We start from the raw sequence: 15,003 nt of genomic DNA on the forward strand, positions 1-15,003 counted from the left end.
ATTATGTTATGTTCGTAGTTTCGGTAAATCATAAAATTTCATCTACTGATTTTAGACAAAGCTTTGCCTTCGATGAAGACAAAACAAAGGAGTTTTTTCGTAGACTTTCTGAGGTATGCATAAAAGAATGCGTTTATGTAAATACCTGCAACAGATGTGAGGTCTATGGAGTGGGAAAAGCCACAAAGCTGCTTCCTGTTTGGGCTGAGCTTGCAGGCGTTTCTGTGGAAGAATTAAAACAAAATGTTTTGTTCTTTGATGGAAATGGTGCGGTGAATCATCTGTTTCATGTCGCAGCAGGCTTCGAGTCTATGGTTTTAGGTGAAGATGAAATTCTTAGACAGATAAAGAATGCCTATTTCTATTCTATGGATGAGGGCTTCACTGGCTTTGAATTAAACACTGTTTTTCAGAGCGCTATCGCATGTGCAAAAAGAATTAAAACAGAGACAAAGCTATCAAAATCATCTGTTTCAGTTGCATCCCTTGCCGCCACAAAAATTCATAATTTTGCCCATGATAATAAAAAGGTCATGATTATCGGTGCCACAGGAGACACAGGTAACAAGGTTTTTAAAAATCTTTTGTCCTACGGGGATTGTGAGATTTATGTAACTAAGCATATTCATCAGCTAAATGCTTTAAATGTAATTACCATCCCTTACGAGGACAGATACAAATATATTAATGAAATGGATGTTGTAGTTTCAGCTACAAAGAGTCCGCATTACACCATTACTTACGGAAAACTTGTGGATATTCACATGGAAGAAAGGGACAGACTGTTTATAGATTTGGCTGTTCCAAAGGATATTGACGAAGACATATTAAAGCTTGGCAAAAGCCAGCTTATTACAATAGACGATTTTGAAGCTATCGCAAAGGAAAATAATTCCATAAAGCTTCAGGAAAAAGAAAGCGGAGAGCTTATTATTGAGGAAGAGATTAATGATTTGCTTAAGGATTTGATCTTCCACGATAACAGGGAAAAGCTAAAAGCTATAAAGAACTCTCCAAGTGGAGATTTTCAGCATTTCCTTTTTAAATACAAGGAAATTGCCACGGCAGAAGAATTTTCAAGCTTCGTAAATGTGGTAACACAGATGACAGGAGCTTAATAAAAAGATTAGAGAGAAGGATTATGAGAAGATTTAGAAGATTAAGACAGACACCCCAGATGAGAAGCTTTGTCAGGGAAAATGAAGTATCAGTAAAGGATTTGATTTATCCATTATTTGTAATTGAAGGAAGCAATATTAAAAATGTAGTTCCTTCAATGCCAAACATCTATCAGTATTCCCTTGATAGAATAGATGAAGAATTGGATAAAGTTGTGGCAGCAAAGATTCCTGCCATCCTTCTTTTTGGAATTCCAGAGCATAAGGATGAAAAGGGAAGCGGCGCTTATGACGACAATGGAATTACACAGCAGTGTGTAAGACACATTAAGGAAAACTATCCTGGTCTTATCGTAATTGCGGATGTTTGTCTTTGCGAATATACAAGCCATGGTCACTGTGGTCTTGTCTGCGAAGGGCATATTTTAAATGATGAGACACTTCCACTTCTGGCAAAGATGGCAGTATCTATGGCAAAGGCAGGAGCAGATATCGTGGCACCATCGGATATGATGGATGGAAGAGTGGCAGCTCTCAGAGAGGCTTTGGATGAGGCGGGCTTTATCGACACTCCAATCCTTAGCTACAGTGCAAAATTTGCATCAGGCTACTATGGACCATTTAGAGATGCAGCAGGTTCTGCACCTCATTTTGGTGACAGAAAATCTTATCAGATGGACCCTGCAAATGGCAGAGAAGCCATGAGAGAAATAGAGGATGATTTAGAAGAAGGTGCAGATATGATTATCGTAAAGCCGGCTCTTGCTTATCTTGATATTATGAAGGAAGCAAGAGCGTGCTTTGATGTGCCTTTCATCACATATAATGTCAGCGGCGAATATTCTATGGTAAAGGCCGCAGCTGCCAATGGCTGGATAGATGAAAAGAGAATTGTTCTTGAAAATATGATTGCTATGAAGCGAGCTGGTGCAGACAGAATCATCACCTATCATGCACTTGATGTAGCCAGATTTATAGAGGAAGAGGACGTTTAATAATGAGTGTGTCACATGATTTTTTTGAGGATGCAAAGCAACATATTCCTGGTGGAGTAAATTCTCCTGTAAGAGCTTTTAGAGCAGTGGGACAGGATCCACTTTTTATAGACCATGCAAAGGGTAGTCACATATTTGATGTGGATGGAAATGAATATGTAGATTATGTATGTTCATGGGGACCTATGATTTTAGGTCATGCCTATCAGCCTGTTATCGACGCTGTAAAAGCAGCCTGCGATAATGGACTTTCTTACGGAGCGCCTACTCAGAAGGAAACAGTACTTGCAAAGCTTATATTAGAGGCTGTTCCCTTTATGGATAAGGTCCGTCTTGTAAATTCTGGAACAGAGGCTGTCATGAGTGCCATCAGAGTTGCAAGAGGCTACACAGGCAAGGATAAGATTATAAAATTCAGAGGAAACTATCACGGACATAGTGATGGACTCCTTGTTACAGCAGGCTCAGGTCTTCTCACTGAGTCCACACCTGATTCTGCAGGAGTGCCAAAGGGATATACTCAGACTACACTTTTGGCTAATTACAATGATGAGGCTTCTGTGGAGGCTTTGTTTAAGGCCAATAAGGGCGAGATTGCAGCAGTTATTGTGGAGCCTGTCAGCGCAAATATGGGCGTTGTTCCACCAAAGGAAGGCTTTTTAGAGTTCCTTCGAAAGATTACAAAGGATAATGAAGCACTTCTTATTTTTGATGAGGTTATCACAGGCTTTAGATTAGCCTTTGGTGGTGCATCAGAGTACTTTGGAATCCAGCCGGATATGATTACCTTTGGAAAAATTGTAGGTGGAGGAATGCCACTTGCAGCCTATGTTGGTAAGAAGGATATCATGGATATGGTGGCACCTGTTGGAGCTGTATATCAGGCAGGTACTCTTTCAGGAAATCCTATTGCAGTTACAGCTGGAATCGAAAGTCTTAAGGTACTAAAAGCCGACAAGGATATTTATAAGAGAATAGATGCATTTGCTTCAAAGCTTGAAGAGGCTTATAAGAAAAAGGGCATTAGTGTCAATCGTGTAGGTTCACTGCTTTCTCCATTCTTTACAGATGGTTCAGTGGAAAGCTACGCTGATGTACTTAAATGTGACACAGAAAAATTCGCCCAGTATTTTAGAGGCATGGTGGCTGAGGGAATTTATGTGGCACCTAGTCAGTTTGAGGCAATGTTCATCTCTGATGCTCACACTGAAGAAGATTTGGAAAAAACATTGTCAGCGATTGACAAAGTCTTATAAACCAAATAAAATAAAACCTAGTGAGTTAGTAGGAGAATAAGCAGATGGTGAATATCATCTGCTTTATTCATATGTTTAGAGGTATTTATGTTAAATCAGTTTTCGAGAACAGAATTGCTTCTTGGTAAGGATGCCATGGAGCAGTTACAGAATAAGAGAGTTGCCATCTTTGGTATAGGTGGAGTTGGCGGATATGTGTGTGAGGCCTTGGTTCGTACAGGCGTTGGCCATTTTGATTTGATTGATGATGATAAGGTTTGTCTCACAAACCTCAATCGTCAGATTATAGCTACCCGTTCTACAGTAGGAAAGCATAAGGTTGATGTTATGAAGGAGCGTATGCTTGATATCAACCCAAAGGCTGATATCACTGTTCACAAGTGCTTCTTCCTTCCTGAGAATGCTGATGATTTTGATTTTAAATCATATGATTATGTTGTAGATGCTGTTGATACTGTCACAGCAAAGATTGAGATTATTATGAGATGTAAGCAGGATGATGTTCCTGTTATCAGTTGCATGGGCGCAGGTAATAAGCTTGATCCTAGCCGTTTCAAGGTGGCTGATATTTACAAGACTACCATGTGTCCTCTGGCAAAGGTTATGCGTCGTGAGATGAAAAAGCGCGGTGTTAAGAATCTCAAGGTTGTATTCTCAGACGAGAAGCCTACACGTCCAATAGAGGATATGGCTATCAGCTGTAGGACAAATTGTATCTGTCCACCAGGTGCAGAGCATAAATGTACAGAGCGCAGGGACATTCCAGGTTCTATTGCATTTACACCTGCTGTGGCAGGGCTTGTGCTTGCCAGCGAGGTTATAAAAGATTTATCTGACGGTTTTGGTAGAGGTTTATAAATTTAGAAGTAAAGGGAGAAGAAAATGACACTTCAGCAGGTTTTATATGCACTAACAATTCAGGAATGCGGTTCAATGAATAAGGCAGCTGAAAAGCTTTATATTGTTCAGCCTACACTTACAAGCGCCATTCAGGAGCTTGAAAATGAGGTCGGAATTACCATTTTCATGCGAACAAACAAGGGCGTAATTGTCACCCCAGAGGGAGCAGAGTTTCTTGAGGATATCAGGGGCTTTTATCGTCAATACGATATTGTTATGCAGAAGTACAGCGGAGAAGGAAATTACAAGAGAAAGTTCGGTGTTTCCACACAGCATTACACCTTTGCCGTACGTGCTTTTGTTGATATGGCAAAGCAATATGATATGAACGAGTTCGATTTCGCTCTTCGCGAGACTACCACCATGGACATCATTAAGGATGTCAGCACACTTAAGAGTGAGATAGGAGTCCTTTATATCAACGAGCTCAACCGCAAGGCTATGAATAGACTATTCACTGAGCATGCCCTGGAGTTCCATCCCCTTATAAAATGTAAGGCTTTTGTTTACCTGTGGAAGGATCATCCTCTTGCAAATCAAGAATATATTACCATGGAGGATTTGGAAGATTACCCATGTATGTTCTTCGAGCAGGGTGACAACAGTGAGTTCCTTGCAGAGGAAATCCTTAGCGAGAATTTCTATCCTAAGACACTTCGTGTTACAGACCGTTCTACCATGCTTAATCTTGTTAAGGCTCTTAACGGATATACGTTATGCTCTGGTATCATTTACGGTGATTACAATGGTGATGGCTATATTGTTGTTCCATTCCGTGGAGATGAAGAGAATCCAAACAGTGTTATGGAAATCGGATATATCACAAAGAAAAATGCTGTTATGAGTAAGATAGGGGAGCAGTATCTGGAGGAGATGGAGAAAGCTCTTGATCAGATAGATAAATCGGTAATTTATGAGGAATAATATCGTAAATACGTTGCTATAAATTTCATTAATAACTAGCTATAAGATTAATGTTGAACCAGGTTTATTGACCTGGTTCTTTTTATTTGATAATATCCTATCAACCTAGTAGGTAATTGGTTATTAGAGTAATAAAAGGGAGAACGCCTGTATGAGATTTAATACTAGATTACTCCATGAAGGAGTAACAAGAGAGACAAACGGAGCAACACTTCCTCCTATATATCAAAGTAGTGCCTTTGATCAGGAAACTGCAGAGGATTTGGCAGGAATCTTCGAGAATAAGAAGATGGGCTATTGTTACACCAGAGTTGCAAATCCTACTATCACAGCTTTTGAAAACAGGATTACAAAGCTTGAGGGGGGAATAGGATCAGTTGCCTGTTCTTCAGGGATGGCAGCTTTATCAAATGCTTTGCTGAATATTTTACAGGCTGGAGATGAAATAATTTCAAGTGCCAGTCTTTATGGCGGAACAATTGATTTGTTCCGTGACATAGAAGCATTTGGAATAAAAACAAATTATGTGCGAAACAACGACCTAGAGCAAATAGAAGCTGCTTTCAATGAACGTACCAAGGTGGTATTTGCAGAGACCATCGGCAATCCCTGTTTGGACGTAACAGACATCAAAAAACTTGCAGAAATCGCTCACTCACACGGAGTTCCACTTATTGTTGATAATACAACAGCTACTCCTTATTTAATAAAAGCAATTGAGCTTGGTGCTGACATAGTAGTGAATTCTTCTTCAAAATATATAAATGGAAGCAGCAATTCAATCAGCGGTGTATTAACAGACAGCGGGCATTTCAAATGGACAAGGGAAAAATATCCAGTACTTGGAGAATATGTAAAGTTTGGCCCTATGGCATATATAGCAAAGATGCGTAGCGGTTTATTCAGAAATATGGGTACATGCCTGTCACCATTCAACGCATATCTGAATGTGATTGGACTGGAGACACTTGGTCTTAGAATGGATAGACAATGCAGCAATGCCTTAGCTCTTGCAACATGGCTTGAGGAAACATATCCAGACATCACAGTAAATTACCCGGGACTAAAGTCCAGCAAATGGCATGATATAGCAGAAGGACAATTGAAGAATGGATATGGAGCGATTCTTACTATTAGAGTGGGGTCAAAGGAAAGAGCCTTTGAGGTAATGAACAAGCTCACCATTCCATACATCCTTTCCAATATAGGAGATACAAAAACATTGGTGGTTCATCCTATGTCAACGATTTCACTTCACAGTACTCCACAGGAGCTGGAAGATGCAGGTGTGTACGATGATTTAATTCGTATATCCGTAGGAATCGAAGACGTTGATGATTTGATAGAAGATTTTAGAAATGCATTAAAAGGAGAATAATGATGGCAGAAGCAATTGATTACAAAGCTCTGAAGGCTGGCGGCTTCATGAAGCAGGTACAAAAGGGATATGGTTCCCTCAGATTACAGGTTATCGGAGGCAACCTTGATGCAAAGGCAATCAAGACTGTTGCTGAGGTAGCAGAGAAATATGGTCATGGATATGTTCATATGACATCTCGTCAGGGAATTGAGATTCCATTTATCCATGTAAATGATCTTCAGAAGGTAAAGGATGAACTTAAGGAAGGCGGAGTTGGTACCGGTGTATGCGGACCTAGAGTACGTACTATCACAGCTTGTCAGGGTTCAGAGATTTGTCCTAGTGGATGTATTGATACATACACTCTTGCAAAGGAACTTGACGCAAGATATTTCGGTAGAGAGCTTCCACACAAGTTTAAGTTTGGTGTAACTGGATGTCAGAACAACTGCCTTAAGGCGGAGGAAAACGATGTCGGAATTAAGGGCGGTATGACAGTTGAGTATAAAGAGGATGCATGTATTTCATGCGGTGTCTGCGTAAAGGCTTGTAGAGAAAAAGCTCTTACAATGACAGATGGCAAGGTAGAAATTGACAGAACAAAGTGTAACAACTGTGCACGATGTGTAAAGAGCTGTCCTACTGATGCATGGGAAGGCACCCCAGGATATATCGTATCCTTCGGTGGAACCTTTGGAAATAAGATTTACAAAGCCGAGGAGCTTGTCCCAATCATCCGTGATAAGGAGACACTTTTTAGAGTAACAGATGCAGCTATCGAATACTTCGAGGCTAACGCAAATCCAAGTGAGCGCTTCCGCGCAACACTTCAGAGACTTGGAGATGAGGGATTAAGAAAAGTTGTAAATAAAGCATACGAAGGAGGTAACTAAAATGGCAGATGTAATTGAATTTGATGAGAAGATTGATATCACTGATAAGGTTTGCCCTTTGACTTTTGTAACTGCAAAAGTTGCAATCGAAGAGCTTGATGATGGTGAGGTTTTGGCAATTCGCCTTAATGATGGTGAGCCAGTACAGAACGTACCTCGTTCATTTAAAGAGGATGGCCATCAGGTACTTAAGCTTGATGACAATGGCGATGGCACATATACACTTTATGTGAGAAAGGTAGAGGAATAATGGCAGAGAGAATTTACGCTGATGATTTTCAGGCAAAGGTTTTAGATAGTCCTGTTCCAGTGCTAGTAGATTTTTACTCTGATTCATGCATTGCCTGCAAAAAGCTTGCTCCTACACTTTGTGATTTGGAGGAAGATTACGAGGGCAAGGTAAGTGTATTCAAGGTAAATACAGGCTATGACACAAAGCTTGTTCAGGAATATGAGATTTTAAGTAATCCTACATTGATTTTTTTTAAGAATGGCGAAGCTGTTGATCGACAGATTGGTGCCAAGGATTATGACGAGTTAACTGACTGGATTGATGGTCTAATTTAGTAGTAAAGGAGAATGGAAAAATGACAATTACAGTAGCAGGAGAGAAAAAGGAATACAAGGATGGACTTACACTTCCTGAGCTTATTGAAGCAGAGAATGTAGAGACACCAGAGTATGTAACAGTATCTATTAATGATGAGTTTATTCTTACAGAGAATAAAGCTACAACAGTTTTAAATGAAGGTGATTCAGTGGAGTTCCTTTACTTCATGGGAGGTGGACAGTAATGGCTATGACAGATCAGCAGATTGAACGCTATAGCCGTCACATCATTCTTAAGGAGGTAGGAGCTAAGGGACAGAAGAAGCTTCTTAATGCAAAGGTCCTTATCATTGGTGCTGGCGGACTTGGTGCTCCAGCAGCTATGTATTTGGCAGCAGCAGGCGTTGGTACAATTGGTATCGTAGATGCGGATGAGGTTGATTTATCAAATCTTCAGCGTCAAATAATTCATGCTACAGCGGACATTGGAAAACCTAAGGTTAAGTCTGCTAAAGAGACAATGAATGCAATGAATCCAGATGTGGAGGTAAAGACTTACCACAAGTTTGTGGATTCTACAAATATAAGAGAGATAATTCGTGAATACGATTTTGTAATTGATGGAACAGATAATTTCCCAGCTAAGTTCCTTATTAATGATGCATGCGTAATGGAGAAGAAACCATTTTCTCACGCTGGTATCATTCGCTTCAAGGGACAGCTTATGACTTATGTTCCTGGGGAAGGTCCATGTTACAGATGCGTATTTAAGAACCCACCACCAAAGGATGCAGTGCCTACATGTAAGCAGGCTGGTGTAATCGGTGCAATGGGTGGTGTTATCGGTTCACTTCAGGCAATGGAGGCTATTAAGTACATTGTAGGAGTTGGTGAGCTTCTCACAGGAAAGCTTCTTACATATGATGCAGTAAATCAGGAATTCAGAAAAATTAAGCTTCCACACGACACCAGCACATGTCCAGTATGTGGCAAGAATCCTACAATCACAGAGCTTATTGATTATGAGCAGGAGGTTTGTGAGGAAACTGCAGGACGCTTTGAGGCAGCAAGATGATAATAAGAATTGACTACAAATTATACGATGAGCTGGCAGCCTATGCCAGAGAACATCTTCCAGAGGAGGCCTGCGGTCTTATCGCAGGCACCGAGGAGGATGGTGAAAGACTAATCAAAAAAGTATATTTTTTGGAAAATATTGATCATGCTAATGATCACTTTACTCTTGATCCAAGAGAGCAGATGGAGGCAATAAAGGACATGCGCTCATTAGGTTTAAAGCCTCTAGGAAACTGGCATTCTCATCCTGAGTCGCCATCAAGACCATCTGTTGAAGACATCAAATTAGCTTTTGATTCAAAGGCAAGTTATATGATATTATCATTGATGTCTAAAGAAGCTGTTTTTAACAGCTTTCACATTGAAAATGGCGAAGTGACAAAAGAGGATTTGAGAATCATTTCGGAAGAATATTATTATTAATTGCCATAGGAGATTTCATGAAAATTAGAGTAGGAACCCGAGGTTCAAAGCTTGCTTTAGCGCAGACAAATTATGTAGTGGACAGGCTTAAGGCAGCTTTCCCTGAAAATGAATATGAAATAGAGGTTATTACTACTAAAGGCGACATCGATTTATCAAAGCCCTTGGATGCAATTGGTTCCAAGGGACTTTTTGTAGATGAGATAGAAAATGCTTTATTAGCTGGTGATATACAGATGGCGGTTCATTCCATGAAGGACATGCCTGACACTCCAAAGGAGGGACTGGTATTTGCTGATTCCTGGAAAAGAGAGGATGCCAGAGATGTATTGATTCTTAGAACGGCTTCATCTTTGGAGGAGCTTCCACTTGGGGCAAATATTGCCACAGGAAGTAAGAGACGCTCATACCAGCTGTTAAAGCTTAGACCAGATATTAATATTTGTCCTATCAGAGGAAATATAGATTCCAGAATTAGAAAGCTTTATGAGGAAAATCCCTGTAAGGAGAGACTTGATGGAATTATCCTTGCTGCAGCCGGCGTGAGAAGACTCGGATTGGAAGGAAACATTTCTCAGTATTTAGATGTGGAGGATATGCTTCCAGCTCCTGCACAGGGTACACTTGCTATTGAGATAGCAGAGGAAAATACTGAGCTTTTAAATATCGTAAATACGTTGGCAGATGAAGAGACAAAAGAGATTACATTTTTGGAGAGAGGCTTTTTAAAAGCTATTGGTGGAGATTGTCATTTGCCGGTGGGAGCATATGCTTCAAAGAACGAAGAAGGTTATACCTTAAGAGCTTTATTTGGTGATGAATCGGGAAGCAAGCTTGCTACTACAGTGGTAAGGGGCAAAGATGCCAACCAGGAATTGATAGATAAAGCTGTTGCTGAAATAAAGGCACAGCTAGGTGAATAATGTAATGAATAAATACGGAAGAGTAGCATTAATTGGAGCAGGTCCAGGAGATTTGGATCTGCTCACTTTAAAAGGAAAAGAATATTTAAGAAAAGCTGATTGCATCATATATGACAGACTTTGCAATAAAAAGATGCTAGAGCTTGCCAGCTCAAAGTGCGAAATGATTTTTGTGGGTAAAGCCAATCATCATCATACTTTGCCACAGGATAAAATCAACGAGCTTTTATATGAAAAGGCTAAGGAGTATGACTTTGTAGTTCGACTAAAGGGTGGTGATCCTTATGTATTTGGTCGAGGTGGAGAAGAGGCTCTTTATTTAAAGGAAAGAGATATTCCTGTGGAGATAGTGCCAGGAGTCAGTTCATCTATTGCTGCACTTGCAGATGCTGGTATTCCTATTACACATAGAGGATTGGCTAAGGGATTTCAGGTTATCACAGCCCACAGTCGAAAGGATGAGCCTACTAACATCGATTTTACCCAGCTTATGGATGAAGATGTCACACTTGTTTTCCTTATGGGACTTGCTCATGTGGGAGAGATAGCAAGGGGCTTGATTAACGCTGGAAGAGCAGCTGATACAAAGGTTGCTGTTGTTTCAAATGGAACCACAAATCATCAGCGCAAGGTGGTAGGAACACTTTCAAATATAGATAGTTTTGTTAATGAAGCAGGTCTTGAATCACCATCAATTATTGTGGTTGGAAAAGTAGTAGGGCTTGCAGATGAATTAGACTTCTTTGAGAAACGTCCTTTCTTTGGTAAGAGATTTTTCCTTCCAAAGATTCAAAGCTTTAATTATAAACTTGAAACAGGGATTACAGAGATTTTATACAACGAGCTTGAAGAAAGACTTGAGAAAGATGGTGCTGAGGTTGTTACAGTTGTCACAGGTAAGATTAAGCCAGTTGAGTGTGATTTAGGATTTTTGGAATCAGCCACCACGGGAGACTATATCGTATTTACCAGTGGTAATGGAGTCCGCTCTTTCTTCTGGAATCTTTTTGAAAAGCAGGGAAGAGATATTAGGGCGGTATCAAACTTTAGATTTGCTGTTGTAGGAGAAAAGACAGCAGCTATATTACGAGAGTTTGGCATTGTAGCTGATTTAATTCCTGAAAAGCAGACAGGTGCAGAACTTGCAGAATTACTTAAGAAAAATGTTAGCGAAGGTGTTGCTATAAACTGGCTTTGTGGAAAAGTCCAGTCACCAGAATTTGAAAAGACTTTGGGTGATGATTATTTATTGAACAAGATAATCTGCTACGAGAATGTACAAAATGAGCTTACAATTTCTGATGAGCTTAAGGATGAAATTCGTAAATGCGATGGTGCTATTTTTACAAGCGGAAGCAACGCAAAGGCAGTGGCAGGGATAACTTTACCTGACAAGGTATTCTCTATCGGACCAAGCTGTACAGCTGTTTTAAAAGGTCAGGGCGTGAATGATGTGACGGAGGCTGTGGATGCTTCTTATGATGGAATAATAAATATATTGAGGTACTAATATGGCATATTTTCCAATGTTTATAGACTTAACAGACAGCGACTGCCTAATCATCGGCGGCGGACAGGTGGCATACAGAAAGGTGAAAGTCCTTTTGGATTTTGATGCCAGAGTCACTGTTATTGCCAGGGAAGTATCTTCAAAGATTAGAGAAATCGCTGGTAAGAATAATAATTTACAAATAGAAGAGCGTCAGTTTGAAGACTCTGATTTAAAGGGGAGAAAGCTTGTTGTAGTCGCTACAGATGACAATGATTTTAACAGTTTTGTATCTGAAAAATGCAATGAGGCCAACATCCCAGTAAACGTTGTTGACGATCAGGAAAAATGTTCCTTTATTTTTTCATCATATGTGAAAGAGGGGGACCTTGTAGGAGCATTTTCCAGTAGTGGAAAGAGTCCAGTGCTCACCCAGTTTCTACGAGATAAAGAGAAGGAGGTCCTTACGCCTAAGCTTGGAAAAATAAATGAGCTTATGGGGCAGTGGAGAGCACAGGTAATAGACGTACTTCCTAATGAAGCTGAAAGAAAAGAAGTTTTTCAAAGCATCCTTAAATATTCTTTGGATAATGATAATTTACCTACAGAAGAAGAGATAAAAGTAATTATAAAGGAAAGAGTTTGACTGAAAGGTCAAACTCTTTTTATAAAAATGGCTTTTAGAGCAGTGCATATGAATTGAAAATCCGCCACCACTGCCACTGGGACAGTGCAAACGAAATAAAAAACCGCCGCCACTGCTTGTAGAGCAGTGGAAATCAATCGAGAATCTTCCACCACTGCTTCTGGGGCAGTGCAAATGAAATAAAAACCCGCCAATACTGCCTCTGGGGCAGTGCAAATGAAATAAAATCCCACCGTCACTGCCTCAAAGGCAGTGCAACTCAATTAATATACAGCCAATACTGCTCCTAGGATAGTGTTTATCAATTATTCCCCAAATTTTGATAAGAAAAGAGCTGTGCTATTCTAGAACGGAATGGCAAAACTCTTTTTATGAATGTCCAAAGGTCATATTTTACTTCCAAATATACTAGCCTTCTTGTTATACTTCTAATTGGAGTTTTAAATATTAAGGAGGTACAGACATGGCTTGTTTTACAGTGCCAGCTGGCGAGGCTGTAGTTACAACTATAGTTAAGAAAGTAATTGATAAAAAGGAGATTAAGGAAGGAACAGCTACACCTAAGAATGGTATTCCATTTTCGCGTAAGTTAAAGTGGCTTACAAACCTTCTTTGGGGTGGTTCAGTTCTTTTAGCATACGAGCATGTATGGCATGGAGAGGTAAAGCCTTTCTTCCCATTCCTTACAGCTATGGAAAACCCAGCAGACAAGGCAGAGATGCTTCATGAGATGGGTACAGTAGGTGTTGGTATGGCAGTATTAGTTACTGCGGTTTGGGTTGGAATTTGCGTAGCTGCTGACGTTATCGTTAAGCGTCCAGTATCAAGCGCAAAGGCTTCAAACTAGGAGGTGCGCCATGACATTATTGTTGACAGTATTCGCTGCAATTGTAACAACTATTCTCTGGTACAACAGAAAGAATAATGACATGCAGCTTCATGTTTTGATGTTTATGTTCTGGGGAGCATCACTTATGTGGTTTGTAGATGCTATTGCAGAGTACACAGAGCTTGGTGCAGATTATTTTGCACCTGCAGTAGAGGATATGATTAATGATAGCTTCCTCGGATTTTCTGTTATTGCATTTGCACTTATCATTTGGGTAGTGTATTTGCTTATCAAGGACCCAAAGGGTGTAGTTAGAAAGTCTATTTCATAGTATAAATTGGCTCAGGGTATTTAGCTCTGAGCTTTTAATTTGTGTTTAAAATGTGAAGTTTTTGTGAAACATATACAAAATAGCCAAACTTAAATTAACGAAAACGTCGAAATTGTATATGAGGTATTTACAAAAACAGGAATTAACTGTAAAGTATTTCTTGTAAACAAAACAAGTTCGGATTGTTACTGCAAGGCAGGCAAGACTGAATCGCCCAATTTATTTATAATCATTCGTGATTATGGTATTATCTTATTCGAGATGATACATGTGTGAGGGGCTGATTCGGTCATTTTTTTTATTTTAAAATTGTAGAGAGAACCATCAGGAATGAAGATTAAAAAGATTTTAAATAATAATGCGGCCTTGGCGATTGATGACAAGGGAAACGAAATAGTTTATACAGGCTGTGGTCTTTGCTTTCAAAAGAAGAGCGGAGATCAGTTGGACGAAAGTAAAATAGAAAAAACTTTCGTTATGGAAAAGTCAAGTGAGCAGTTTATGAAGCTGGTATCTGAAATGCCATATGAGCAGATTCAGGTGGCTGATGAAATTATCACCTATGCTTCTAATAACCTTGGTAAGCGACTTTGCAATAATATATATATCACTCTTACAGATCACCTTGGCTTTGCTATTGAGCGAAGCAAAACAGGGACAGTTCTTAAGAATAAGCTTCTTTGGGAGATTAAGAACTACTACAAGACAGAGTATTGCATGGGCTTACATGCACTTGATATTATCAAGGATAAGCTGGGAGTTGTTCTTCCAGAGGATGAGGCAGGGTTCTTTGCGCTGCACATCGTAAATGCGGAGTTAGATGGTAACATGCATCACACCATGGAAGCTCCAGAAATTATTGATGATATAGTTAGCATCGTTAAATTCACATATAACTCAGAGTTAGATGAAGGAACTTTCTCATATGAAAGATTCATCACTCATCTGAAATACTTTTTACAGAGAGCAGAGCGTAGTGCTTACTACGAGCCTCAGGACGAAGAGTTATATGAAAGTATAAAAAGAAGATTTCCAGATGCTTACAAATGCGCACAGCGCATTAAAAGCTATATGGAAGCAAAATATCCACAGGAGATTACAGACGAAGAGATGTTATATCTCACAGTTCATATCTCTAGAATAACAGAAAGAGCAAAAGCTTAGGATAGTTACGGCGTTAGAGTCGGCTAAACCTGTACGTTAGTTATAGAAGTACGTCTATACGTAGATACTATAACTAGGTGCAGGTTTTTTTATTGGAATTTGACAGACCAGTGCGCAGGGTCTGAA

General features: G+C 39.7%; 18 protein-coding genes. All 18 read left to right on the top strand.

From position 1 onward, the window contains the following. The first annotated feature begins 8 nt into the window (after positions 1–8). The 18 genes from hemA (at position 9) to licT (ending at position 14,877) form a co-directional block, all read left to right on the top strand. A complete protein-coding gene (gene hemA / locus BMZ41_RS04390) occupies positions 9–1,118 on the top strand; it encodes a glutamyl-tRNA reductase (RefSeq protein ID WP_090527150.1) in 1,110 nt (369 codons plus the stop codon). 23 nt (positions 1,119–1,141) lie between these two features. Further along, a complete protein-coding gene (gene hemB / locus BMZ41_RS04395) occupies positions 1,142–2,113 on the top strand; it encodes a porphobilinogen synthase (RefSeq protein WP_090527153.1) in 972 nt (323 codons plus the stop codon). A 2-nt stretch (positions 2,114–2,115) separates the two neighbouring features. Then, positions 2,116–3,369: a glutamate-1-semialdehyde 2,1-aminomutase gene (gene hemL / locus BMZ41_RS04400; RefSeq protein ID WP_090161123.1), complete on the top strand. Its 1,254-nt coding sequence runs from the start codon at positions 2,116–2,118 to the stop codon at positions 3,367–3,369. Between the two features lie 87 nt (positions 3,370–3,456). After that, complete coding sequence (locus BMZ41_RS04405; protein ID WP_090527154.1) at positions 3,457–4,227, top strand: tRNA threonylcarbamoyladenosine dehydratase; 771 nt, start codon at positions 3,457–3,459, stop codon at positions 4,225–4,227. Positions 4,228–4,251: 24 nt separating this feature from the next. After that, the gene (locus BMZ41_RS04410; RefSeq protein WP_090168918.1) at positions 4,252–5,193 is read left to right on the top strand and encodes a LysR family transcriptional regulator; all 942 of its coding nucleotides are present in this window, start codon (positions 4,252–4,254) and stop codon (positions 5,191–5,193) included. 151 nt (positions 5,194–5,344) lie between these two features. Then, positions 5,345–6,571 carry an O-acetylhomoserine aminocarboxypropyltransferase/cysteine synthase family protein gene (locus BMZ41_RS04415; RefSeq protein ID WP_090527156.1) on the top strand — a complete coding sequence of 409 codons (1,227 nt, stop codon included), beginning with the start codon at positions 5,345–5,347 and terminating at the stop codon, positions 6,569–6,571. Between the two features lie 2 nt (positions 6,572–6,573). Then, on the top strand, positions 6,574–7,446 hold the full coding sequence (locus BMZ41_RS04420; protein WP_090527159.1) for a 4Fe-4S binding protein: 873 nt from the start codon (positions 6,574–6,576) through the stop codon (positions 7,444–7,446). A gap of 1 nt (position 7,447) precedes the next feature. Then, positions 7,448–7,696, top strand: coding sequence for a sulfurtransferase TusA family protein (locus BMZ41_RS04425; protein WP_028246459.1), 249 nt, complete (start codon positions 7,448–7,450; stop codon positions 7,694–7,696). After that, positions 7,696–8,013, top strand: coding sequence for a thioredoxin family protein (locus BMZ41_RS04430; RefSeq protein WP_090527162.1), 318 nt, complete (start codon positions 7,696–7,698; stop codon positions 8,011–8,013). The genes BMZ41_RS04425 and BMZ41_RS04430 overlap by 1 nt, the downstream gene beginning before the upstream one ends. Before the next feature lie 20 nt (positions 8,014–8,033). Further along, entirely contained in the window at positions 8,034–8,240 is a 207-nt protein-coding gene (gene thiS / locus BMZ41_RS04435; protein ID WP_028246461.1) for a sulfur carrier protein ThiS, read from the top strand. Beyond that, positions 8,240–9,070 (top strand): thiazole biosynthesis adenylyltransferase ThiF, encoded by an 831-nt coding sequence (gene thiF, locus BMZ41_RS04440; RefSeq protein WP_090168912.1) that lies wholly within the window; start codon positions 8,240–8,242, stop codon positions 9,068–9,070. Before thiS ends, thiF begins: the two co-directional genes overlap by 1 nt. Further along, entirely contained in the window at positions 9,067–9,495 is a 429-nt protein-coding gene (locus tag BMZ41_RS04445; RefSeq protein ID WP_036951630.1) for a M67 family metallopeptidase, read from the top strand. Before thiF ends, BMZ41_RS04445 begins: the two co-directional genes overlap by 4 nt. Positions 9,496–9,512: 17 nt before the next feature. Further along, on the top strand, positions 9,513–10,418 hold the full coding sequence (hemC, locus tag BMZ41_RS04450) for a hydroxymethylbilane synthase (protein WP_090527165.1): 906 nt from the start codon (positions 9,513–9,515) through the stop codon (positions 10,416–10,418). A 4-nt stretch (positions 10,419–10,422) separates the two neighbouring features. Continuing rightward, positions 10,423–11,928: a uroporphyrinogen-III C-methyltransferase gene (gene cobA, locus BMZ41_RS04455; protein ID WP_090527167.1), complete on the top strand. Its 1,506-nt coding sequence runs from the start codon at positions 10,423–10,425 to the stop codon at positions 11,926–11,928. 1 nt (position 11,929) lies between these two features. Continuing rightward, complete coding sequence (locus BMZ41_RS04460; protein WP_090527170.1) at positions 11,930–12,553, top strand: precorrin-2 dehydrogenase/sirohydrochlorin ferrochelatase family protein; 624 nt, start codon at positions 11,930–11,932, stop codon at positions 12,551–12,553. Positions 12,554–13,016: 463 nt separating this feature from the next. Further along, a complete protein-coding gene (locus BMZ41_RS04470; protein WP_090527176.1) occupies positions 13,017–13,400 on the top strand; it encodes a hypothetical protein in 384 nt (127 codons plus the stop codon). 10 nt (positions 13,401–13,410) lie between these two features. Further along, positions 13,411–13,713, top strand: a complete 303-nt coding sequence (locus BMZ41_RS04475) for a hypothetical protein (RefSeq protein ID WP_028246473.1) — start codon at positions 13,411–13,413, stop codon at positions 13,711–13,713. A gap of 330 nt (positions 13,714–14,043) precedes the next feature. Continuing rightward, positions 14,044–14,877: a BglG family transcription antiterminator LicT gene (gene licT / locus BMZ41_RS04480; protein WP_090168901.1), complete on the top strand. Its 834-nt coding sequence runs from the start codon at positions 14,044–14,046 to the stop codon at positions 14,875–14,877. Positions 14,878–15,003: the final 126 nt, after the last annotated feature.

This window comes from Pseudobutyrivibrio sp. UC1225 (assembly GCF_900115215.1).
Taxonomy (GTDB): Bacteria; Bacillota; Clostridia; order Lachnospirales; family Lachnospiraceae; genus Pseudobutyrivibrio.